A 23,080-nucleotide genomic window follows, 5' to 3' on the forward strand; every position below is an offset into this window, starting at 1 on the left:
GGGTCCGCCTGATGAGGCGGAAATGGCCCAAAGATACCGAGAATCCAACATCAAAACCGATAGGATATCTTTGTTTTATCCTATTTTTGAAAACTGAAAGTGGCGCTGTTGAAGAATTCCCTGATTTTTCAACAGCCTGCTAAAGCTTAATTATTAGTCAAAAATTTTATTACGCAACTTTACGAAGAAATCATATTTGTAATCAGTTTTTAGGCGCTCGTATATTTCTTGGTAATGCTGAATCCTCGTTCAGTCGAGATATACCGAATCCAGGCTAAGGCAGCTCTACTTGAACTTTTCAGCATGGATTGATCAAGGTGTTAATAGAGTTGGAGAAAATGCGTAAGCATAGGTTACAAATTAAAATGAGAGATTTAAAGTTTTCTTTGTATAAGTACATGTTTTTTTAATGGAGCGCCAGAAGTCGCATTTCAAAGGTTGTTTTTTATGGGGTGAATATTGTTGAATAGCTAAGAGTAAGGACAAAGCATGAATAACTGTAATGATTCATTTATTCCGTTCAATACCGCAGGTAAAGCAGAAGTTAACAAATCAAGACGTGCCTTTTTAAAGCAATCCAGTATTGCGGCAGCGACGACGGGCCTTGCCTCGCTTGGTATTGCCGGCTCACGGCCTGCGATCGCTACAGAGCAAAGTGGATTCAGCCGTTTGTCGACAAATTCAATGGGATATAATGGCCATCGCCAGGACCCTGTGAGTGGATTGTACCATTTGGGTAACGGCTATCGGGTATATAACCCGGGATTAATGCAGTTCCATGCCGCAGATTCGATGAGTCCTTTTGGTAGAGGTGGCGTAAATAGTTATGCCTATGCATTAGGTGATCCCATCAACTTAAGTGACCCCAGTGGGCATTTTGCGTTTTTCAGTTTGCTCATTGGTGCCATTATAGGCGCGCTGGTTGGAGCAGCAGTCTCCGCTGTAGCGGAAGGAATTAGGTCGGCAGCTACGGGTGACGAATTTGATTTCAAACAAGTCTTTATCGGCGCAGCTCTCGGATTTATCAGTGGCGGGTTTGGTGCTGCAGCTATTGGAGCTAAAACAGGCGTTCAGGTGGGCTTAGCGGTGGCGGATGCTGTGGTTTCGGGTGCTGCAGATTTTGGATTAAGTACGGCCACAGGCACAAACGTTAAAGATGCTGGTATTAACGCAGGGATAGGTGCGGCTATCGGCTTGATTACATTTGGAGTTGGACAGGGAGCTAAACGAATTGGACAGGGAGCTAGAAGAGCGAAGTCCTCCTCTCCCTACAAGATAACACAAGAATCCATTGCTAATTTAGAAAACGGAGCCATGGGGAGATCTTTTGTTGGACTTGTTGATATTGAATCAAGGAAAGTTGCCTTGGCGCCGTTAGCGTCAGCAGAATACTTAGCAGATTTCCCTGGGATAAGCGCAGAAAGACACCTAGGAAGAGGCTTTGTAGTTATGGAACCAGATCTAGGAGCTTTTACAATAGGTAAAAAGAGCATTGAACCCATTCTGCATATGGAGGCAGGGATAGCATCTCATAAACAGTTGTTTGGTCAGCTTAATCTCAGAGGTGTCAGTGGTTTTCGGCATCGCACAAGTCGAGGTTTTGCACTAACAAAGTTTGGTTTAAATGAATATTTGATTAATTTTAACTCCCAATCATATAATGCTGTGGGTACAAGACTTCCGGAAATTTCTGTAAGAAGAAATTTAATCGAAACCTTATCTGCTCGCTATGGCATTGTAGACTTTTAAATAAGAGCGATATCGAGCGTAAGCTCTTCGACCATAGATTGTGACTATCTCTGCTTATAGAAAAAGGGATTTATAGGTTTTGATAAAAATCTGGATTAAAAGAAGAAATCCTAGTGTTTTCTTATAAGGAAAAATCTGACAGCGGCGAGACGGAATTATATTATGGAGATAAATTCAAGAAAAATTCATTACAGATTGAAAGGGTGTAAAACCGTGGATTTTTATGGTTTTCATTCAGCTCCTATCAATTAGTCTCTGCAATGTACAATAACCACTCTCTTGTTGCCAACAGTTTTGGCTGGCTGTTGGTATTGTGTGCCTTAACTGGTCTGGTTTGCAAAAATAAAATACACGATTTTTAAATCCAAAGGGCGAAATATTTTCGTAATTCAGGATAAATTTTAGGATAAAATTATGAACAAAATATTAATAAGACGGAAAACATAGTTATTGCAATGGTATGCGGAAGTAAATACAGACAATGAGTTGGAAAAAGAGATAGAAAAATTTAAGTGGTTGGGAGAGCAGGAGGTTCTTTCTGAAGCTGAAGTTATGCAAAAAATCTCTGAAGCGGAGTATCTGTTCAGCAAGGAAAATGCTGCTCTCACTTTACAGTAAACTATATTTAAATTTTTACAAAGGAGCATTGTAAGGTGGTATCAGCAATTTATTTCTAAAGAGCTAATCTTTTGTATTTCATGGGGTATGTCGTATAAGAAATTTACTTGGCTATAAAAAGTAACAATAACCTTTTAAATTTAATCATATCATTTCTTGGGATTTGACTGTGCGCTGAATAATGCGGCTGTAGATTGAACTGTGTTAGATTACGATATATCTCGCAACCAAATAACTAAAACTTTCATTTTTAACGCAAAAGGATGGGGCAATGAATGCTGATATGGCCAGGCAGATATTATTATATGCTTTGTTATTTATTACGTTTAGTATCTGTGTTTAGGTGGGTTGGTCAGACCATGAATTTATCATTCCGGAAATTTCAAAGGAAGAGATACGGGAAGGTATCCGGTATTATATAAGAAGAGGAATTCAGGTGTTTATTCAATTTCTCATTCCATTGGCAATTCTCGGCTACTTTGGTAAAAAAATATTTGGCCATCAAGATGACTCTTAAAGTAACTATATCCGAAGATGTCGTAGGGTTAAAAACCAATTTATTTTTTGGCGGCAGAATTTCCTCAGATGAAATTATCTAAGATTGTACGAAAATTAATCTGCTTTTGTAAGATTTTCGTAAAGAAGAAATTTCTGATTATTTTTTATTTGGACAAAATTTCTTTAGTTAATGTAATTAGCCGTTTACGCCGTCCGGTTATTAGTTTGGGTTGTTTGATTTCTATAGCCTTCCTGCCTGGGTGCTCTTCAATGATGGAACACTATTTGGCAACCTCGGATAGCTATCCTTATGCAGACATTGGAGAGGTAGATCGCATAGAATCGTTGGGGTTTGTCAAACAAAAATATTGCCAAACACCTTCAGGCATCTGCATGAGTTATTTTTTGGGTCAACCATTGCGTAATAGAAAGCTCAGTTATAATGTTGAGTTGGATGGTGGATCGACGGTTTCCCAAGTGCAATTGGCGCTGGAGCGGAGAGCGGAATCACCACAAGAGAGAGGCACTGTGGTATTGATTCACGGATTCCGTATCTCCAAAGAATTCATGATAAGTTCCGCACTCTATTTCCGTTTCCTGGGCTTTGATGTAATCCTGCCCGACTTGCTTGGGCATGGGGAGACTCCCGGTGAAAAAGCCTATGGAGTAGGGGATAGCTATATTATCAATGATTTGATCAATATTGAGGTTGAGCAGGGGAAAGCTCTCTATTTGGTAGGGAATTCCATGGGGGCTGTCTCCGCGATGTATATTTCGTCGATGCGGGAGGATATCAATGGCATAGTTCTGCAGGCGCCAATGATTGCTTTTGATCAGGCAGTATTGAGTTATATGCACAGCAATCACCCTTTTCTCTCGTTGTTTTTAAGTGTTCAGGATATTTTGGATGCGGCCAGTATTGCGCTTGAGAAGGCGGACTTAACGGTCGAGGAAACAGATATAGGTCCATTTTTGCGGCGCTCCAAAACGTCAGTACTAATTCTGGCTTCAGAAAGCGATCCTGTTGCGCCTTACAGTGGCTTTACGCCTTTTGAATCTGATGTTGTTTCTGTAATGAAATTTTCCGATCGGAACCACCCGAGTATGGCGGTAATTGGTAATCGAGCCCACCAGTACATAGCGCAATGGCTTGCCGACAAGTAGAGATCTATCAAGCGTTAGATTGACTGAGTCGGGCTAAATCGAACAACAGGGGAGAGCCGGGTACTAAAAGACAAACCCCGGCGGGCCACTCCTTGAATAACGGCTATTTGTCATCACGCCAAAAAGTGATAAAAGTCTATTTAGGCAGGGTGATTTGTTGGGTTCAAAGGCGTTAGTTTAAATTGAAATACTGTCCAGCAACTCTATTGATTAAGCAATCAAATCACCATAGACTGTCATTTAAATCAACATTCAGCTTTAGAGCCTTTGGGGAGACTGGATGTGTCATCGCTGGAAGAAAACTTTCGACCAGTATAAGTCAGAAATAACCAAGCTGAGTGAATAGATAAATATGAATGCCAAAAATCTTTTGACCCCATCCAATATTTTTAAGGTCGTAGTAGTCCTTTTGGCCTTGATGGCAATTATCAATTCCTATTATATCGTGATTGAGGGGCATGTGGGTGTGGTAAAGCGGTTTGGGGAGGCCAAGGATCAGCAGAACCCGGGTCTGCATTTTAAGATTCCCTTTATCGAGACCGTGGAAATGATCGAGGTAAGAACCAGAAAAAACGCTGAGAAGATGGCATCCAGCACAAAAGAACAGATGCCGGTAACCGTGGAAGTGTCGGTCAACTGGACGGTGAATAAAGAGGCAGCGCTGGATTTATTTAAGAGATATGGTGGCTTGAATCAGTTTGAGCAGAGGATTCTCGACCCGCGCTTTCGTTCCGCCACTAAGGATACGATTCCCCAGTTTGAGGCGGAGCAGCTAATTCAGGACCGAGCATCGGCGATTCAGGGAATAGAGCGCAGATTGACTGATGAAATGGAAGGCTTTCCGGTGGTTGTAGACAATATTCAAATTGAAAATATCTCACTGCCGCAGAAATATATCAATTCTATTGAGATCAAGCAGACTGAAAAGAATTTGGCGGCAGCGGAAGAACACAAACTGGAGCGCCAGCGTCTGGAAGCGCTGCGGGCGGTGAACACCGCGGATGCCAAGGCCAAGGGTATTTTAAAAGTCGCGGAGGCGGAAGCACAGTCGATACTGCTAAAAGGCAAGGCGGAAGCCGAGGCCATTGAAGCAAAGGCCAAGGCACTTAAAAATAATCCTTTGATTGTAAAACTTACGGAAGCGCAAACCTGGGATGGCAAGTTGCCTTCTACTGTATTCGGCCAGGGTACCATGCCGATTATGGATATGCGCACCGCCAAAAACGAAAATTGAGAGGTTTATATAGGGTAATTTTCGATTTAAGACTAAAGCTAAAGTCTTAATTGCGGAGAATCTTGGTGGTGCAGCAGTGGGTGGATGCCGATCGTGAGGTCAGGTACAGGCATTCGCCCGGTTCTCTGCCATTACTGTCAGTTGGCTAAAGACTATATCGTCGCAGTTTCAAGGAGAGGGTTTGGATTCCGGGAAATTTAACAGCAAGGTATTAATTTATCTATTTGAATGGGGTTTTGACGTGAGAGCAACCGTCTTGATTTTGATTGTAATGGCAAGCTTTGCCTATGCTGAAGAGTCCTGTGAGCTAAAGGATATTGGTTTAAATCAGGGGTCCCCTCTCATAGAAAAGTATTATTACCTGGGGACATGTCAGTATCGCAATGAGGAATATGCCAAGGCAGCGCAAAACTGGACTGAGATTGCCGAACTGACTGAAGTCGAACAGGGTTTCGTTGAGCTTCAAGTCAACGCCTTTAATAATCTTGGGTACCTGGTGTTCTTTGGGTACGGTGTTGATAAAAACCAAGAGGAGGCTATTGAATATTGGACCAAAGCGGTTGCACTTGGTCATGAAGAAGCTGAGTACCACCTTTGTCATGCTTATGGCGATGAAAAGCAGAGTACCTATAATCCCACAAAAGCCATTCCACATTGTGAAAAGGCGCGATTTTTATATCAGGGAGATCAGTCAATCGATCAGACTAATGATTTTATTCTTAACCAAATCAAAGGTTATTTGTCTAAATTAAAAGCTGTTAATTACAAGTAAGCTTTATAAACTAGTACGTGAATTACTGCAAATAAAAGTTCTGATGTCCACTGTCTACCAATCTTTTGGCAATCTGGGATCTTTTCTTCTTATATGCCTGTATTTGTCATTCCTGACTCTGCGCTCGACTTCCTCGCGCCTTTTTTCCACTAAACCCTTGTGCCACTTATCGCTGATTTTGCACTCCAGGCTTGTCCACATTCTATACAAACCGGTAACGCGTAAAAAAGACCGTAAACCAAAACCTAAAAAAAACAGGAAACCAAGGTAGTAAAGAAATTTATCGAGCCATATAAAGGGTACGAGAATCGTCAGGGCTATAAGGGCGTGGAACATGCCTCTTGAGACTGGGCCATATTCGAATTCAACTTCTTTCATCTCCTTCCCCGCCTAAGTTTTGCGCAAAAACTATTGGCAGAATAGCAACGCTGCCAATTACCTGTATCGTTGCCCTTGAACACCACTGCGATTAGGTGATATCGCTTGTTGATCGGAGGCTCGCCAGGTTAAGAATACACTGTATTTAGTGTGTGGATTGCCAACTGTATAGGTCATTAGGTTTTATACCGCTATTATAATAGCTGCACTCTTCCCTTGATTCCCACTGCCTGAGCCGTTGCTCCGGCCTGCGCTGGGAGTTATCGATCCTGCCAAAGATTGGCATTAGACGCCACTCGGCGGAGGTTACAGGTCAGTAGCGTTATTCCTGATTTTCGTCTCTTTAATCACTTCTGTGGCATAGGGTGCCGAGTTAACAATGTATCGGCTATTGGTAGATTAGGTCACTGTTTTTGGTCTATGACCAGCGTGGGGATAGCGTCTATACTGCTTTGTGACCGAAATGTTACAGCGGTTCAAAAAATAATAAACAACAGACATTGGTGAGAATAAAATGAAAAACACACCTCTAGTGGCGCTACTCTGTGGCGTCCTGCTGTCAGCGCATGCCTGGTCGGCCCCCCAGTATATCGCCGATGTGGATATCGCTTCATTTGACGGTACCCTGCTGGACGCCAGCCTGTTTATTCCCGAAACACCCCCGCCAGCAGACGGCTACCCCACAGTGATTTTTACCAACAGCTGGGCCCTGGAGAAGAACCAGTACTATTTTCAGGCGAAGGAATTGGCGCAAAACGGCTATTTGGTGTTGAGTTACTCCACCCGGGGTTTTGGCTTTTCCGGCGGCCTGGTCGATGTGGCGGGCGACAATAGCATTGCGGATGTGGGGGTCCTGATCAACTGGCTGGAGGACCGTTACCCGGTGGGCAGGTTGGGTTTGTCGGGTATTTCCTATGGGGGAGGTATCTCCCTGTTGAGCGCGGCCCGCTATCCGCGGGTGGATGCGGTGGCGGCCCTATCCGGGTGGGCGGACGTGATCGAGGCGCTCTACCCAAATGAAACGGTGAACCTGGTGTGGGGCAGCCTGCTGGTCAATACCGCCCTGCGTAAGGAACCGGTGATAGATCAGATATGGGGTTCTCTGCGCAGTGGTCAAAATCTGCCCCAGGTATTGGCATTCGCGGCAGAGCGTTCGGCGCTCACTTATTTGGATGAATTAAACCAGAATGGCACCGCGGTACTGGTTTCAAATAACTTTGCCGATTACCTGTTTAAGCCCAACAGCATGACGGATTTTTATTCGCTGCTGGAAGGTCCGAAAAAGCTGTTGCTGAATCCGGGTACCCACGCCGTTACTGAGGTGCTGACCGGCAACGACGGCCATATCTGGTCCACCAGTTTTCGCTGGTTCGACCACCACTTGAAGGGTGAGGACAATGGTATAGACCGGGAACCGAAGGTGGATATGACGGTGCGTATCAGCAATAAGCTGGAGCGTTACGAGGATTATCCGGTCACGGAGAAGAGCACCACCTGGTATCTGCGCCCGCGCCTGACCCTGTTCGATAGCGGCAGCCTCAAAGGCAGCCCTTACTGGGGCTGGGGCTGGACCAACTCCTTTAACGGCGGTTGGGACACCTTTGCCGGTACCGGCATTCCGCTGCTGTCCGATGCCCTGGAGGGATTCGGCATTCCGGTTTACACCCCGATGCTAGCCATCAATGGCTACTATGCGATCGACTACGAATCCCCCTATCAGTGGCAGACCCTGAAGATTCGCGGGGCGCCCAGACTGGAAATGTGGGTTGAGCCCACCAAGGCGGAGGCGCAGTTGAATATCCATCTCTACGATGTGGGCCCCCTGGGCCTGGGCCGCCTGATTACCCATGCGCCGGTCACGGTGCACGGTGAGCCCTACAGGGCACAAAAAATCGACGTGGAGCTGTTTACCACCAGTTACGATGTGCCCTTCGGCCACTGGCTGGTTCTGGCGATCGATACGGAGGGCCTGTTGTACCAGAAGCCGGCAGATACCAATTACACTGTCCGGGTGCCTTACAGCAACAGCAAGTCCTCGAGCCTGACGGTGCCGCATCTCTAGCAGGTTGTTGAGAAAGGCATACTGCCTGTTTCAAAACACGAAAAGCGAAAAATGTGATTTTCACTTTTCTCTCAAAATCAACGACTTAGGCGTCGCCGATTTTGCCGGAACATCCATATTCCGGTAGCAGGCTAATGAAATTCTTCAAATTTCAACAGACCCTAGCAGGTTGTTGAAAAAGGCATCCTACCTTTTTCAAAACACGAAAAGCGAAAAATGTGATTTTCACTTTTCTCTCAAAATCAACGACTTAGGCGTCGCCGATTTTGCCGGAACATCCATATTCCGGTAGCAGGCGCCGAAATTCTTAGAATTTCAACAGCCTGCTAGAACAGGTGGCTGTTAAAAGCGCAGTGAGACGCCGACACCGCCTTTATATTCATTGTGATAGCTGGCGGTAAAGGACAGGAAATCCGAGTACCAGTAATTGAATTCAATCACATACTCGGATTTGGAGAAGGAATCATATTCGTACTCGAAGCCGGCGAAAAATCTGTCGGTGATCATCACTTCCCGGTCGAGGGTGATGCGGCCGTTGCCGCGGTCATCCGCCCAGAGCAGGCTGTTTATTTTGAAGGGCAACAGGTAGTAAAAGCCCGCCACGGCGCGAGTGCGGTCCGGTGCCAGCCCGCTATCGGTATTTACCCCGACAAAACCGGAGAAGAAACGGTTGTGGTAGCGATAGTAGCCTAGTGTTGCCTGATAATCGTCGTTCCAATCGCTCTCCCAGGTGAGGGCCAGGTCGTTGCGATTGTTGCGCGTTAGAACTGTGCCGGTATTCATATTGGTTTGCAGGCTGATATCGGCCCAGGCATACCATAGGTCCTGCAGTGCCTTGTAGCGGATTGCCTGAATCTCCGGCGACACCTGGGTTCCCTCGTAATGCACGATGCGCGCCATCCCGGATTCCAGGTGATAGAGTATGTGGCAGTGGAAAAACCAGTCTTTCTCTTCATTGGCGGCGAATTCGATCATGGTGGTACTCATGGGTGCCACGTCCACCGTGTGTTTTAGCGGTGAATAATCCCCCTGGCCGTTGACCACCCGGAAAAAATGCCCGTGCAGGTGCATAGGGTGCCGCATCATGGTTTTGTTGATCATTACAAAGCGGACATTTTCCCCCTTTCTGATGCGGATATAGGCATCCTGGTTGAGGGTCTTGCCGTTCATGGACCAGACATAGCGTTTCATGTCGCCGGTCAGGGTCAGCTTTACCACGCGGGTGGGGGCATGCGCGGGCAGGGCGGTGGAGACGGGCGAGCGCAGCTGCTGGTAGGGGGCCGGTGGGCGCTGTTCCACATTGCCGCCGGTGAATACCGGACCCTCTATGGTGGTGATGGTGTCGGCATCCGGCATGTGCATCCCCTGCGGGTGCCTGCGCCGCATTTTGATGCCTTTGATCATCTGATCACTCATTCTGGCGGCGTACCTGTAGATATTGGGCCTTTCGATATCCGGTGCAGGGACTTTGGTGCCGTGCCCTATCCAGCTGGAGGTGTGGTTGGAGCCATCGAAGTTGGTGGCGCGAAATTCCAGACTCCTGCCGTGGGGCACCGTGACCAGTATGTCGTAGGTCTCCGCCACGGCAATCAAAAGGCGATCCAGTTTGACCGGCTCCAGGTCCTGGCCATCTGCGGCGATCACTTCCATCGGGCCGCCGGCGTAATTCAGGTAGAAATAGGAGGAGGCGCTGCCGTTGATAACCCTCAAGCGCACTTTGCGGCCCGCCGGTTGATCCAGGTACCACTCTGTTGCGCCATTGGTGATGACCGCATCGTAGGCGATATCGGAGACCTCGGCGTTTATCAGGGAATAAAGGTTGCGCCTGAAGACGCTGCCCATGGTGCCGGCCTCTATGGCTCCTGTCAGGGTCTGTGCATTTCCGGTGCGGATGGCAAAGCCTTCGTTGCCGCGCTTGAGTTTTCTCATGGTTTCTTCGGGGCGTTCATCATTCCAGTCGGACAGCATGATGATTTGATCCGCGGGTGCGTCCGGGGACGGCTGCCTGGGGTGGATAATGATGGGGCCGCTGAGGCCATACTGCTCCTGTAAACCAAAATGCGAGTGATACCAGTAGGTGCCGGCCTGCCGGATGGGAAACTCGTAGGTGAAGGAGTGGCCGGGCATTATGGGGGCATTGTTGACGTAGGGCACACCGTCCATATTGTTGGGCACCAGTAGGCCGTGCCAGTGGATGGTGATGGGCTTGGGCATGCGATTGACCACATGCATGACCGCGTAATCGCCTTCGACAAACTCCAGTGTCGGCCCCGGTAGCTGGCCGTTGATGGTGATGGCCTGCACTGGGTTTCCGGTGATGTTTCTGAGCTGACGATCCACCACCAGAGTGTATTCCACACGCTCTGCTACTACCTGTGGTGACGCTAATATCGACAAAAACCAAATTATCGCCAGCGGCAGAGCTTTCATATCCCGCAATCAGTTGGTAACTACATACTTTTTATAGACTATCGGGACTGCCGGCCCGGTTGCTGGGTCAGTGGGGCGCAAATCAAGCATGTAACTGCTTGATTTGTCGTGGAGGGTTTGCGGACATGCGCCGCAAACCCGGGTTGAGGAAAGCCAGGGAGGGCTTTTTCAACAACCTGCTAGCAGTGGTTAAGCTGAGGCGGTGGCACTGGATCTTATTCTTTCGGAAGTCTCCGCTTGCGTTTGCCGCGCGCGACCTCGGTGGCCAGGGCGTCCAGCTTGGGCTCCCAATGGCTGCGGAAGCGGTCGAGCCACTGGTCTATCTGCCGCAATGGCCCCGTCTCCACGGCATAGATGCGCTTGGCGCCTTCAGGCCGCACACTGGCAAACCCGTTTTCCCGCAATACGCGCAAATGCTGCGAAACCGCCGCTTGTGTGATGCCGAACTCGGCGTGGATGACTTCAACGACTTGGCCGGATGAATGTGTATTTTCGGCCAGAAGCTCCATAATTCTGCGCCGAACCGGGTCGCCGAGAATGTCGAGGGCGTGCATATGTGGTCTAGTCCTGTTGCGAGGTTTCGCCGGTGTAGAAGCCCGCAGTCCGCTTTGATGCAGCCTCTGCCTGGGCCGGGTCTTCGCCGCGTGCAATATCCGCCTCGCCCCAGGCCGACGCACTGCGTTGCATGAACGCCTTGCCTTCGGGGGACTGCGCAAACACTTCCTCGTCGATTTTGGGTGTTTTGGGGTCGGTCAGGTGCAGAGCGAGGCCGGCGAGGCCGAGTTCCCAGCCAATGCCGGTTGCCCCGGGTCCATACTGATCCCAGAACGGATCGACAATGGCTGTATGGGTCAGGGTCAGGCGGGTCCGGTTGTCGCTTTCGGTCGCCAATTGGACCTGGACCCAACTGACATTTCCCTGCCATATCCAGGTCACCGAGAGATACTCAGGCGGTTCACATTCGGTGATCTCGCCCCCGGCATTGCCTTTGAACTGGTACCGGCCGCCTAACCGCAGATCGCCCTCAATGGGCAGGAGCCAGCGGGGAATGCGTTCCGCCGACGTCAATGCATCCCAAAGATCGTCGATATCGGTGTCATAACTGCGCGAAAGTGTAACCGCGCGCGCAGGCTTTCCTTCTTTCTGCAGATCGGAGACCGAGCGCTCAACGCACCCGAGATGATGCTCGATATCAAAGTTCATGCCTGCCCCCATAACTCTATACGAATATAAGCACAAACTTATATCAAGGTGCAAAGGAGTTCAAGTCAAGGCCTCCGTGGATTTGATCGAACGAGAATGCCCTATGGTCAGGCCACAGAGGCCGCCCACTGCGTTGCAGTCGATTGAAAGGCAGGCAGCATTCCTGCGCGACTCCGTCGAAATCATGAAACGTGTGGAGATTCCCGCGCCCACAATAGCCGCTGAAAAACAGCAGGTCTGAAATGGGAAGGCGGGTCCGCGGAATGGCCCACCCGAGAGGATTCGAACCTCTGACCTCTGCCTCCGGAGGGCAGCGCTCTATCCAGCTGAGCTACGGGTGGGTAAGATTGAAAGCTGCGGGGCCGCTGCCCCTTTTACCACCGGTCGGGAGACTCTGGCGGAGACAGTCGCTCCCTTAACCTAACAGCGCTGCACCGCCTCTGGCGAGCGCGCCGGCGGATTATACAGAAGGGCCCGAGTGCGGCAAAGCAGAGATTTGGTATTTACCCGGCTGGCGCCTTTCGCAGCGGGTCGCGCAAAGACTATAATGCGCCACCATCAATGGGGCGACTTTGAGGCGATCAGGCTGATCGCCGCCTGTGTAATAGCGGGCCGGCCGCCGGAACCATTGGTGCTTCAAGGGCTAGCGCCAGCCGGCCACGGCAGTTCCCGTGCCGCTGGTATCAACAGTAGTCGTATAAGTATGCGGCCCATTTGGAAGGTGTTGCTAGCGGAGGTCCAGAGGCGGCGCCGGCAGTTGTTAGGAGGATTCGGAATGAAAGCGGTTTTGAGTTTTGTAGTGGCGCTGGCCGTCGGTTCTGCCGCAGCCACAGCGCAGTCGGTGGATGAACAGATCGCCGAGCGTATCGCGCCGGTGGGCGAGACCTGTATGCAGGGCGACGAGTGCGCCGCGGCGGCACCGGCCGCGGCTGCCACTGCCGGTGGCGGTAGCCGCAGTGGTCAGGAGATATACGACAGCGCCTGCCACACCTGCCATGCGGCGGGCGTCGCGGGGGCGCCGAAGTTTGGCGACGCCGCATCCTGGCAGAAGCATATCGACAAGGGCCTGGAAACCCTGTACACCAATGCCATCAACGGCATCGGGGCTATGCCGGCCAAGGGCCTGTGCATGGATTGCAGCGACGAAGAGATTAAGGTCGCCGTGGACTATATGGTAAATAACAGCCAGTGAGCCAGGGGTCCAGCGACCCAATCGGTGCCTGATACTGTTTGCAAAGCCGCTCCTGGAGCGGCTTTTTGCTTTTTAGGACGGGGGTCTACTGCTGCGCCCGCCGTCGGTTTTCACTCCCTGGTTCTCCAGGGGGTAACCTGTACTGATGGGCTTTCCTACCGATCAGTCAAACATGCTGAGTAGGGACCCCAGGGTTTCCTCCCCCTTGGCCTGGTTCTGCTCCGGGGTGGTCTTGCCGAATCCCTCCAATACCACATCCTCCTCCGGCAGTTCATCCAGAAAGCGGCTGGGCGTGGTGTCCTGGGTCTCCCCGAACTGTTTGCGCCGGCCGGCCAGGGTCATGGTGAGGGTGCGCTGGGCGCGGGTGATACCCACATAGGCGAGGCGGCGCTCTTCTTCAATATTGTCGTCATCGATGCTGTTGCGATGGGGCAGCAGGTTTTCCTCCATGCCGATCATAAACACATGGGGGAATTCGAGACCCTTGGCGGCATGCAGGGTCATCAGGCTGACTTTGTCGATGGCCTCCTCTTCCTCCTGGCGGTCGAGCATATCCCGCAGGATCAGTTTGGCGATGGCCTGCTCCAGGCGCAGATCCTGCTCCAGCTCGTCGTCGGAACCCTGCATGGTCTTGTTGAGGCTTTCCAGCAGCCAGTAGACATTCTCCATACGCTTTTCCACCACCTTCTCGCTGCTGGCGTTCTGGGCCAGCCAGCCCGGGTAGTCGATATCGTCCAGCATCTCCCGCAGGGCACTGTCGGCGCTGGACTCGCGGCAGTTGCGTTGTACACTCTGGAGCCAATGGGCGAAGCGGTTGAGGCGCTCATAGCATTGCTCGTTGATATGCTCTTTGAAGCCCACCTCGGAGCAGGCGGCGAACATGGAGATTTCCCGGCCCTTGGCGTAGTGCCCCAGGGCTTCCAGGGTGCTGGTGCCTATCTGGCGGCGAGGGGTGTTGATAATACGCAGGAAGGCATTGTCATCGTCGGGATTGACCAGCAGGCGCAGATAGGCCATGACATCCTTGATCTCGGCGCGGGCGAAAAATGAGGTACCGCCGGACATCTGGTAGGGGATCTGGTGTTCCTGCAGCTTCAATTCCACCAGGCGCGCCTGGTGATTGCCTCGGTAGAGCACGGCGAAATCCATGAATTTGCAGCCGCGGCGGCTCTTTTGCAGGTAGATCTCGTTGGCGATACGTTCCGCCTCCTCGTTTTCGTTGGCCACTTTGAGGATGCGGATCTCCTCCCCCAGGCCGCGATCGGACCACAATGCCTTGTCGAACTCGTGGGGGTTGTGGGCGATCAGGTGGTTGGCCACCTTGAGGATACGGCTGGTGGAGCGGTAGTTTTGCTCCAGCTTGATCAGGCGCAGGTTGGGGAAATCGGTCTTGAGGCCGCTCATATTCTCCGGTCGCGCGCCGCGCCAGGCGTAGATGGACTGGTCGTCGTCCCCTACCACTGTGAGACCGCCACGGCCCCCCACCAGGAGTTTTACCAGCAGGTACTGGGAATTGTTGGTGTCCTGGTATTCGTCTACCAGCAGATAGCGAATCTTCTTGCGCCAGCGTTGCAGCAGTTCCGGGTCGCTTTCGAACAGCTGCACCGGCAGCAGAATCAGATCGTCAAAGTCCACCGCATTGTAGGCCTTGAGAGCCTCGCAGTAGCGGTGGTAGGCGATGGCGATACTCTGCTCACCGGGGCTCTGGGCCTGCTCCAGGGCGAGACGCGGGGTGAGCAGGTCGTTCTTCCAGTTGGAGATCTGGTGCTGCACCCGGTCCAGCAGATCTGTGTCCAACTCGCCGTCCCGCAGCATCAATTCCTTGATCAGGGCGCGGGCATCCTCGGCATCGAAAATAGAGAAGCCGGGCTTGAAGCCGGCGGCGCGGTGCTCTTTGCGGAGGATATTCAGCCCCAGATTGTGAAAGGTGGACACGGTCAGTCCGTGGCTCGCCCTCGAACGCTTGCCGCCCGGTCCCGCCAGCAGCCTGCCAACCCGCTCCTTCATCTCCCGCGCGGCCTTGTTGGTGAAGGTGAGGGCGGCGATATTGCGCGCGGCGTAGCCGCACTGCTCAATCAGGTAGGCAATCTTGCGGGTGATCACGCTGGTCTTGCCGGAGCCTGCGCCGGCCAGTACCAGACAGGGGCCGTCCACATATTTCACCGCCTCAGACTGGCGGGGGTTGAGCTGGGTCATGTTCGGGACTGCATCTTCGCATGGCGGGAAAGCGGGGGATTCTATCAGCCTTGGCTCGGATACTCCCAGCACCGGTGGGAAGCCATGGCCAGGCGTATACTTTGCGCTTAGGATTGGCTATAACTGCGCATCTTTTCCGGTTATCCCCATGCAGCAACCCATCACCGGTTATCATCTGGACCAGGAGCACCACTGGGTGGCCGAACTGGCCTGCGGCCACTTCCAGCATGTGCGCCACGATCCGCCCTGGACCTGCCGGACCTGGGTCATCACCGAGGCGGGTCGAAAGTCCATGCTGGGCCATCGGCTCAGTTGCGGCAAGTGCGATGAGGGTGCGCCGCCGGACAGACTCGAAAAGGCTGTACAACCATGACAAAACTCTGGGTCGATGCCGATGCCTGCCCGGTGGCTATCAAGGAAATCCTGTTCCGCGCCGCCGAGCGCACCGCCACTGAACTGACGCTGGTCGCCAACCAGGCGGTGCGGGTGCCCCGGTCCCGCTATATCCGCTCGCTGCAGGTAACCGCGGGTTTCGATGTGGCCGATAACGAAATCGTGCAGCGCTGCGACCCGGGGGACCTGGTGATTACCAGCGATATCCCCCTGGCGGCGGAAGTGATCGACAAGGGGGCCGAGGCCCTGAATCCCCGCGGTGAGCGCTACACCAAGGCCAATATCCGCGCGCGCCTGAATATGCGCGACTTTATGGATACACTGCGTTCCAGCGGTGTGCATACCGGTGGCCCGCCGGCACTCAGCCAGGCGGACCGCAAGGCCTTTGCCGATCAGCTGGACAGGTGGCTGGCAAAGCGCTGCCAACGGACCTGAGGGACAGGCGGTGGCGGGCATCAAGCTGGAGCCGATGGGGGAAGGGCAGATCACAACCCTGATGTCCTGGCTGCCGAACCGGCAGCAGTGCCTGCAGTGGGGCGGTCCGAATTTTCGCTACCCTTTCGACAGGGCGTCTTTTTTAGAGGATTGTTACTGGCGGGAGTTGCAGGGTTATGTGATAAACAATTCCGGGGATGAAATGCTGGCTTTCGGGCAGTATTACGAGCGTCGGGGTCGCTGCCATCTGGGGCGCCTGATAGTCGCCCCGAATCACCGCGGAGCCGGGCTGGGAAAAATTCTGATAACCCTGCTCGCGCAAACCGGCAGCCGGGCCCTGAATACCACGGAGTGCTCTCTGTTTGTGCTGCGCGCCAATTTGCCTGCGAGGGGGCTCTACGAAAAACTGGGCTTTGTGGAAACCGCCTGTCGCGAACAGAGCGAGCGGCCCCATCTGTGTGATTTTATGGTGGCTCCGGTTGAAGCTTTATGCAATAACGAAAAACTGTTAACCGGGCAACGCTACAAGTTGGTGGGTTAATACCGTGCAAGGATGTACCACTGTCGGATGAAGGCCGTCGCGAATTCTCGAAAAGCCAGCGATTCCGCGTAATTGGGCAGATTTTTAAAGACGTCAATCCATTGGATGAGTGGCTATCCACTGGATTGCCAGGTTAATAGTATCCAATGACTGCTTTAATAGAACCAATCACCGAACGCCTGCAGTTGCGCCAGTGGCGCGCGGAGGACAAGCCCGCTTTCGCTGCGATGAATGCGGATCCCCGGGTAATGGAGTTTTTCCCCGCACCTCTTACACGAAAAGAAAGCGATGCAAGTGTCGACCGCGGCCGCAGCCATATTGAAAAGTATGGCTGGGGCTTCTGGGCACTAGAGCTTAGAGAGATCGGCGAATTTCTCGGCTTTGTGGGTATTAAAAATGTAAGCGATGCGCTGCCGTTCGCCCCGGCCGTAGAGATTGGCTGGCGACTTGCCCACCCCTATTGGGGAAAGGGTTACGCCGTGGAAGCCGCACGGGCCTCTCTGGAGGTGGCTTTTGCGGTGTTGCAGCTTCGTGAGGTGGTGTCCTTCACGGCGCTGCAAAATATCCGCTCCATGCGGGTAATGGAGCGGCTTGGTATGCAGCGCGATCCCCAAGTGTTCGAACATCCGCAGGTGCCGGGTGAAAGCCCTTTACTGCGTCATTGTTTGTACCGGCTGTGTGCAGATCAATGGCACAGGGTTAACCCTGCATAATAATCTGGCCGCTGTATCGGGTTGTGCCGCGGTGGAAATTGGAAAATCAAAACGAGACATTTCAATGCCTATTAAATTTCTCCCTGGTATAGCCCTGCTTGGAACAATTTCCGGACTGGCTGGCGCGGAAGAGCCGAGCCCCTTGCCACAGTTGGAAGCCTACCAGGTGCCCGAGTCCTGGCTGCAGCCGGTGCCGCCGCTAAAGATAGGGGACAATACCTGGCAGATTGGTACGGAAGCTATTACGTCTCTGTTGCTCAAAGACCCTGCGGGGGCCATCCTGATCGACGGGGGCATGGTGCAGACCGCGGATCACCTGCTCGGGAATCTCAAAGCGTTGGGATTACAGCCTTCAGACCTGAAACTAATTCTGCACAGCCATGCCCATGCGGACCACGTCGGCTCGCTCGCGGCTTTACAGCGCGCGACCGGCGCCCAGGTGGTGACAAATGCGGAGTCCGCGATCTTGCTGGCCAGCGGCGGTGCCGATGATATTCACTTCGGCGACAGCTTGTTGTATCCCCCCGTACAGGCGGACCGCATCCTACACCATGGGGAACTGGTGACGCTGGGAAAACTCAGGCTGCAGGTACACTTCATTCCCGGCCACACGCCCGGGAGCATGGCCTGGACCTGGCAGGATAAGGTGGATGGCAAAACCACGAATATCGCTTATGTGGACAGCCTCAGCGCTCCGGATTACCAATTGGTTGATAATCCCCGCTATCCGGATATTGTGCAGGATTACGGCCTGAGCTTTGAGCGGGTGGGCCAGCTGCCCTGCGATCTGCTGATCACCCCCCATGCCGGCGCGAGCGGTTGGCACTATAGGGCCCGGGCGGTGCAGGAAAAGCCTACCGACTGTCGCGCCTATGCGGATCGGGCGCAGAAAAAACTTGAACGGCAAATCTCTGCGCAAAAGGTAACGCAAAGTGCTAGGGGGCACGCCGGGCCCTGAACTGGCGGGCGGGGGTAATAGAATTCCGGGAGAGGGGATGCGGTCCTGCTAATCTGATAATCCAGCGGCATTATTCTGTGATTAGCAGCCTGTTGCCAACTTCCGATTAGTACCTTCGACAATCACCTGCCAATCATCGTCACTCTGTTGATGCAATTGTATGTCTGTTCCCAATATGTCCCGGATCACCTGGATATTGGTGAGTAGGTGCTGGCTGGGCTTCAGAGTTCGAAAACAGCCACCGGAGCCCAGGGCCATCGGCAGTAACAGCTGGTCAGCGAGGTGCTCACCCACCGGAACCCCCGCATGGAGGTAGCGCTGCATCTGCCCGATGGCCCTTCGGGTCACATTTTCCGCGGTTACACCCAGTTCGGCCATGGCATCGAAGACTTCGCTCACCTGTTCCCAATGCAGCCTCAGGGAAAGAACATTGCCGGGGCCTACAGAGGGAACAGACTGCTGGTGCAGACGCTCCGGTGACCAGTCGCATTTCTTCCGCACCTGGGCGAGTTCCCGTTGGGCAATATGGCCGGGAATGTTGGCGCTGGTGGCGACGGCTGCAAAATCCACCAAGGCGCCGCGCTCACTCAAATCGAGTGAAGACAGCTGGGGCAGGGGCTGGATATGCGCACACATGGCACCGCCACCAGCTGGGTAGAAGCCATACTTGTGCAACTCCACGGTGACCTTGGCACCCATACGCGCCAGCAGCGGTAGATAGGCGCGGGCGATAAAATCGAAGCTGGGGGCTTTTTTATTGTGCGTGCCGCCTTCGATGTGAATCTCGCTCACACCATCGGCATAGAGCAACGGCAGCAGCACTGTCTGCAATACCAGGCTGGTGCTGCCGGCGGAACCCACCGCAAAATGGTATTTGCCCGACTCGACCTTGCCCGGCATAAAAACCACCTCGCGAGAGCCCAACTGCTCGCCGCTGACTTGGGCGTGACTGATGGCCTTGGCAGCCCTCAGGCAGGCCAGGTGCTGGCGCAATAGCCCGGGTTTTTGCCGGCCGGCACGAATGTTTTTTATCCTTACCGGCTCCCCCTGGCATAGGGACAGGGTCAGGGCGGTCCGCAGGACCTGCCCGCCACCCTCGCCCCGGGCGCCATCTATTTCAAACATGGGTCAATTCCCTTGTACAAATACACAAATTTCCGACATCCTGCGTAACTCATTTACCGGGACGCAGGTTAACCAGGTTGTTCAGCACACTATCGAGCCCGCCGTATACGGAAATCTTGTCGATACGCGCACTGACCCGCTCCAATGCCTCCAGTTCCTTCAAGCGCAAGAGCACCGGGTTGTTGTCCATCATCTTGGCTGTGTTGTGCAGGGCGCGCATAGCCTGGGTTTCCTCCCGGCGTTTGATAAGGTTGGCCTCCGATTCCTTTTGTGCCTCCACCACCTGATTCAGGATCAGCTTCATATCACCGGGCAGGATGATGTCCTTCACCCCAACACTGACAGCCTCGATACCGTATTGCGCCAGTTTGTCGCGGATACCCGTAGCGATGGCAATGTTCAGATGATCCTTGTCCGCAAGTAAGCTGTCCAGGGTCTGAGTGCCGACCGTTTCGCGTAAATGCAACTGTAACTCCCGATAGATAAACGCCTTGCTGTCATTGAGCTTTAAAGACACCGTTTGCGGATCGGTGATTCTATAGGTTCCGGTCAAATTGATGCGCAGGCTGACCCGGTCCTTGGTCAGGATTTCCTGGCCATTTACCTCGATAGTGTGCAACCGCAGATCCAGTAATTTTACGGTCACTGATCGATTGTATTTCCAGTAGCCATAGCAGCCCGGCTGGAGCAGTTGTTCCAGCTTGCCGTTGACCGTGAGCAAACCAACATGTTCATCGGGCACTTCGCTATAGCTGATGGCGTAGGCGGCCGTGCGAATCTTGCCGATCGCTAAACCCCGGCCGAGCAGGCCGAGCAGTTTTTTGTCGATCGTGTAGTCCTGGGTAATATCCACTATGTCCACACGCACTGAGCCACCGCCTTTCCAAATAGCGCGGAAACTTCCGGGCGGCCAAATATCCACCAGGTGATTGTCCCGGTAAAAAAGCCCGACTTGATGGTCGGACAGCTCGTAGGAGTGCAGGTGATCAGCAAAGAGATCCCCATAGGTTTTTACCAGAAATTTTGCCTTGGCTTCATCGAAGGCACCTTGGGTGATATCGTGGGTCAGCACCCGCACAGGACCGCCGAACAGTGGGATCCTGCTGCGCCCTGGGGGCAATACTTTTTCGAAGCGGTTGCGACGAAAGACCAGTGCCCGCTCGTGATCCGCCACATCGACGGTTTTCCAGAGTTTGAATAAAGACTTCATAGCAGAGTTCTTTTTTATTAATTCTATGTTCGGGTGGGGCTCGGCCGGCCACAGTGTGGCCTATCGTTTGTACAGGATGGAACCTGGAAACAGCGGTTTTAGAGGGGCTCCCGCTCGACTCGTCCTGAGTCCGGGAGTTGCTATCCCTGGCCCCAAGAGCACCCTCTTAAAACGTATTTCCAGGTCGCATCGTGCAAACCCACGAAAGGCGACACTGTAGCCAGCGGGCCGCTTCATATGGGCCACCAACCTGTGAAGGTTGGATTTCCAATATTTAAAACGGCATCCGGGCCCCGGTTAGATTTCAACAAGATATTTCAGCTTGTGGGGATTCGAACCCCAGGCTCTCGCCTTTACCAGGGAGTCGTTTTTGAGACGACGGTACTTTGGCAGGAATTGAACCTGCGACAGATCGATCCAAGTCGATTGCTCTACCCAACTGAGCTACAAAGTTGATGTTTGAGGACTTATCCCGTCGGTACACCCGCTGTCAGTGACAGTGGTGCCGGGCCGGCATACAGAGCCGGTTCCGCTGACTGAACAAGACCGCCCAAACGCTGTTGTGGGAGCGGTAACCCTAGCAGGCTGTTGAAATTCGAAGAATTTCGACGCCTGCTACCGGAATATGGATGTTCCGGCAAAATCGGCGACGCCTAAGTCGTTGATTTTGGGAGAAAAGTGAAAATCACATTTTTCGCTTTTCGTGTTTTGAAACAGGCAGGATGCCTTTTTCAACAACCTGCTAGTGACTGCCCGCTCCCCTATTCCTGCTGTCTACGCCCCTGTGTCAACAGGTGGGGGCATATTAACCCTTGACGCAAACCACCTGCTTTAGGGTGTAAACGATTTCCACCAGGTCCCTCTGTGCCGCCATAACTTTCTCGATGGGCTTGTAGGCTGAAGGGGTCTCGTCGATCACGCCGGCGTCCTTGCGGCATTCCACATCGGCGGTGGCGGCGAGGTGTTCTTCCAGTGACACCAGTTTTTTTGCCTTGGTGCGGGACATGACCCGCCCTGCACCGTGACTACAGCTACAAAAGCTCTCTTCGTTGCCCAGCCCGCGCACAATAAAAGATCTTGCGCCCATGCTACCGGGAATAATGCCCATTTCACCGGCGCGCGCCCGCACCGCGCCCTTGCGGGTCACCAGTACGTCTTTGCCGTAGTGGTGCTCGCGGGACACATAGTTGTGGTGGCAATTCACCGCTTCCTGTCGCGCGTCGAACTGCATACCCAATGCCTGGGTCACGGCGCCGATCACCCGTGCCATCATTACTTCGCGGTTGATGCGGGCGAAGTTTTGCGCCCACTCCACAGCCTGCACATACTCGTCGAAGTGCTCTGTGCCCTCGGGGAAATACGCCAGGTCTCTGTCCGGCAGCTGAATATGCCAGCGCTCCATATCCCGCTTGGCCTGTTCGATAAAGTAGGTGCCGATACGGTTGCCCACGCCACGGGAACCGCTGTGCAACATCAGCCATACACTGCCGTGCTCATCCAGGCACATCTCGATAAAGTGATTGCCGGTGCCGAGCGTGCCCAGATGGTTGATGTTGTTGGTATTTTTCAACACCGGATGCCGCTCCTTCAGCGCTTCAAACCGGGCCGCCAGGGGTGCCCAGCCAGCCGACACATCTTCCGGCACATCGGCCCAGGCGCCCTTGTCCCGCCCTCTTTTTCCCCGCAGGCCCGCGCTGCGGCCGTGGGGCACGGCGCGCTCAATCGCACTGCGCACCCCGGCCAGGTTGTCCGGCAGCTGTGCCGCGCTGAGACTGGTGCGGACCGCCATCATGCCGCAGCCGATATCCACGCCCACCGCGGCGGGGATCACCGCACCCAGGGTCGGTACCACGCTGCCGATAGTGGCGCCCTTGCCCAGATGCACGTCAGGCATGGCCGCCACCCATTTGTGAATAAACGGCATGCGTGAGATGTTGCACAGCTGCGCCTTCGCCTCCTCCTCGAAGGGCACACCCAGAGTCCAGGACTTAATGGGTACCCCACCCGCCTGCATGACTTCATACGACATGGGCGTCATGGTGTCTCTCCTTTTGATAATGCTCTGCTTGTTCATAGGCTTGGTTTGTCACTGATATAGCGAAAAGGATGCCAACCTGCGCAGTTATTTTCTGATTGACCATAACTATATGTTTTTTATGGATATTTTTTTCATAAGAAATTACGCAGAGCAATTTATAGACAGGTGATA

General features: G+C 52.9%; 21 protein-coding genes and 1 tRNA gene. 13 read left to right on the forward strand and 9 right to left on the reverse strand.

Annotation, left to right across the window (positions count from 1 at the left end; genetic code table 11):
• Positions 1-489: 489 nt before the first annotated feature.
• The 5 genes from AB1S50_RS15780 to AB1S50_RS15800 all read left to right on the forward strand — a co-directional run bounded on the left by AB1S50_RS15780 (position 490) and on the right by AB1S50_RS15800 (position 6,035).
• Positions 490-1,749: an RHS repeat-associated core domain-containing protein gene (locus AB1S50_RS15780; RefSeq protein ID WP_367151927.1), complete on the forward strand. Its 1,260-nt coding sequence runs from the start codon at positions 490-492 to the stop codon at positions 1,747-1,749.
• A 450-nt stretch (positions 1,750-2,199) separates the two neighbouring features.
• Entirely contained in the window at positions 2,200-2,367 is a 168-nt protein-coding gene (locus AB1S50_RS15785) for a hypothetical protein (RefSeq protein WP_367151929.1), read from the forward strand.
• Between the two features lie 585 nt (positions 2,368-2,952).
• Entirely contained in the window at positions 2,953-4,029 is a 1,077-nt protein-coding gene (locus AB1S50_RS15790) for an alpha/beta hydrolase (RefSeq protein ID WP_367151931.1), read from the forward strand.
• Positions 4,030-4,381: 352 nt separating this feature from the next.
• Positions 4,382-5,263: a prohibitin family protein gene (locus tag AB1S50_RS15795; protein ID WP_367151932.1), complete on the forward strand. Its 882-nt coding sequence runs from the start codon at positions 4,382-4,384 to the stop codon at positions 5,261-5,263.
• Between the two features lie 181 nt (positions 5,264-5,444).
• Positions 5,445-6,035, forward strand: coding sequence for an SEL1-like repeat protein (locus AB1S50_RS15800; RefSeq protein WP_367151934.1), 591 nt, complete (start codon positions 5,445-5,447; stop codon positions 6,033-6,035).
• A gap of 54 nt (positions 6,036-6,089) precedes the next feature.
• On the opposite strand, the gene AB1S50_RS15805 is transcribed toward AB1S50_RS15800, so the two are convergent.
• Positions 6,090-6,413 carry a hypothetical protein gene (locus tag AB1S50_RS15805; protein WP_367151935.1) on the reverse strand — a complete coding sequence of 108 codons (324 nt, stop codon included), beginning with the start codon at positions 6,411-6,413 and terminating at the stop codon, positions 6,090-6,092.
• Positions 6,414-6,927: 514 nt separating this feature from the next.
• On the opposite strand from AB1S50_RS15805, the gene AB1S50_RS15810 reads away from it, so the two are divergent.
• Positions 6,928-8,475, forward strand: a complete 1,548-nt coding sequence (locus AB1S50_RS15810) for an alpha/beta fold hydrolase (protein WP_367151937.1) — start codon at positions 6,928-6,930, stop codon at positions 8,473-8,475.
• 342 nt (positions 8,476-8,817) lie between these two features.
• Here AB1S50_RS15810 and AB1S50_RS15815 read toward each other — a convergent pair whose 3' ends face one another.
• From AB1S50_RS15815 to AB1S50_RS15825, 3 genes are all read right to left on the reverse strand, one after another.
• A complete protein-coding gene (locus AB1S50_RS15815; protein ID WP_367151939.1) occupies positions 8,818-10,833 on the reverse strand; it encodes a multicopper oxidase domain-containing protein in 2,016 nt (671 codons plus the stop codon).
• 287 nt (positions 10,834-11,120) lie between these two features.
• A complete protein-coding gene (locus AB1S50_RS15820) occupies positions 11,121-11,459 on the reverse strand; it encodes an ArsR/SmtB family transcription factor (RefSeq protein ID WP_367151941.1) in 339 nt (112 codons plus the stop codon).
• 7 nt (positions 11,460-11,466) lie between these two features.
• A complete protein-coding gene (locus AB1S50_RS15825; RefSeq protein ID WP_367151943.1) occupies positions 11,467-12,108 on the reverse strand; it encodes an SRPBCC family protein in 642 nt (213 codons plus the stop codon).
• A gap of 103 nt (positions 12,109-12,211) precedes the next feature.
• On the opposite strand from AB1S50_RS15825, the gene AB1S50_RS15830 reads away from it, so the two are divergent.
• The gene (locus tag AB1S50_RS15830; RefSeq protein ID WP_367151944.1) at positions 12,212-12,349 is read left to right on the forward strand and encodes a hypothetical protein; all 138 of its coding nucleotides are present in this window, start codon (positions 12,212-12,214) and stop codon (positions 12,347-12,349) included.
• Positions 12,350-12,372: 23 nt separating this feature from the next.
• On the opposite strand, the gene AB1S50_RS15835 is transcribed toward AB1S50_RS15830, so the two are convergent.
• A tRNA-Arg gene (locus AB1S50_RS15835) sits at positions 12,373-12,449 on the reverse strand.
• A gap of 434 nt (positions 12,450-12,883) precedes the next feature.
• Between AB1S50_RS15835 and AB1S50_RS15840 the strand changes: the two genes are divergently transcribed.
• Positions 12,884-13,300 (forward strand): c-type cytochrome, encoded by a 417-nt coding sequence (locus AB1S50_RS15840; protein ID WP_367151946.1) that lies wholly within the window; start codon positions 12,884-12,886, stop codon positions 13,298-13,300.
• Between the two features lie 162 nt (positions 13,301-13,462).
• Here the strand turns inward: AB1S50_RS15840 and rep are convergent, their stop codons facing one another.
• Positions 13,463-15,496: a DNA helicase Rep gene (gene rep / locus AB1S50_RS15845; RefSeq protein WP_367151948.1), complete on the reverse strand. Its 2,034-nt coding sequence runs from the start codon at positions 15,494-15,496 to the stop codon at positions 13,463-13,465.
• Positions 15,497-15,644: 148 nt separating this feature from the next.
• Between rep and AB1S50_RS15850 the strand changes: the two genes are divergently transcribed.
• From AB1S50_RS15850 to bla, 5 genes are all read left to right on the forward strand, one after another.
• Positions 15,645-15,869 carry a DUF3565 domain-containing protein gene (locus tag AB1S50_RS15850; RefSeq protein ID WP_367151950.1) on the forward strand — a complete coding sequence of 75 codons (225 nt, stop codon included), beginning with the start codon at positions 15,645-15,647 and terminating at the stop codon, positions 15,867-15,869.
• The gene (locus AB1S50_RS15855; RefSeq protein WP_367151951.1) at positions 15,866-16,324 is read left to right on the forward strand and encodes a YaiI/YqxD family protein; all 459 of its coding nucleotides are present in this window, start codon (positions 15,866-15,868) and stop codon (positions 16,322-16,324) included. The genes AB1S50_RS15850 and AB1S50_RS15855 overlap by 4 nt, the downstream gene beginning before the upstream one ends.
• On the forward strand, positions 16,275-16,865 hold the full coding sequence (locus AB1S50_RS15860; protein WP_367151953.1) for a GNAT family N-acetyltransferase: 591 nt from the start codon (positions 16,275-16,277) through the stop codon (positions 16,863-16,865). Before AB1S50_RS15855 ends, AB1S50_RS15860 begins: the two co-directional genes overlap by 50 nt.
• Before the next feature lie 146 nt (positions 16,866-17,011).
• Positions 17,012-17,578, forward strand: coding sequence for a GNAT family N-acetyltransferase (locus AB1S50_RS15865; RefSeq protein ID WP_367151954.1), 567 nt, complete (start codon positions 17,012-17,014; stop codon positions 17,576-17,578).
• A gap of 64 nt (positions 17,579-17,642) precedes the next feature.
• The gene (gene bla, locus AB1S50_RS15870) at positions 17,643-18,536 is read left to right on the forward strand and encodes a subclass B3 metallo-beta-lactamase (protein ID WP_367151956.1); all 894 of its coding nucleotides are present in this window, start codon (positions 17,643-17,645) and stop codon (positions 18,534-18,536) included.
• 81 nt (positions 18,537-18,617) lie between these two features.
• Here bla and rtcA read toward each other — a convergent pair whose 3' ends face one another.
• From rtcA to AB1S50_RS15885, 3 genes are all read right to left on the reverse strand, one after another.
• A complete protein-coding gene (rtcA, locus tag AB1S50_RS15875; RefSeq protein ID WP_367151958.1) occupies positions 18,618-19,661 on the reverse strand; it encodes an RNA 3'-terminal phosphate cyclase in 1,044 nt (347 codons plus the stop codon).
• Positions 19,662-19,710: 49 nt separating this feature from the next.
• Positions 19,711-20,871, reverse strand: coding sequence for a slipin family protein (locus AB1S50_RS15880; RefSeq protein WP_367151960.1), 1,161 nt, complete (start codon positions 20,869-20,871; stop codon positions 19,711-19,713).
• A gap of 805 nt (positions 20,872-21,676) precedes the next feature.
• Positions 21,677-22,909 carry an RtcB family protein gene (locus tag AB1S50_RS15885; protein ID WP_367151962.1) on the reverse strand — a complete coding sequence of 411 codons (1,233 nt, stop codon included), beginning with the start codon at positions 22,907-22,909 and terminating at the stop codon, positions 21,677-21,679.
• Positions 22,910-23,080 lie beyond the last annotated feature (171 nt).

It is taken from the genome of Microbulbifer discodermiae (assembly GCF_040742695.1).
Taxonomy (GTDB): Bacteria; Pseudomonadota; Gammaproteobacteria; order Pseudomonadales; family Cellvibrionaceae; genus Microbulbifer.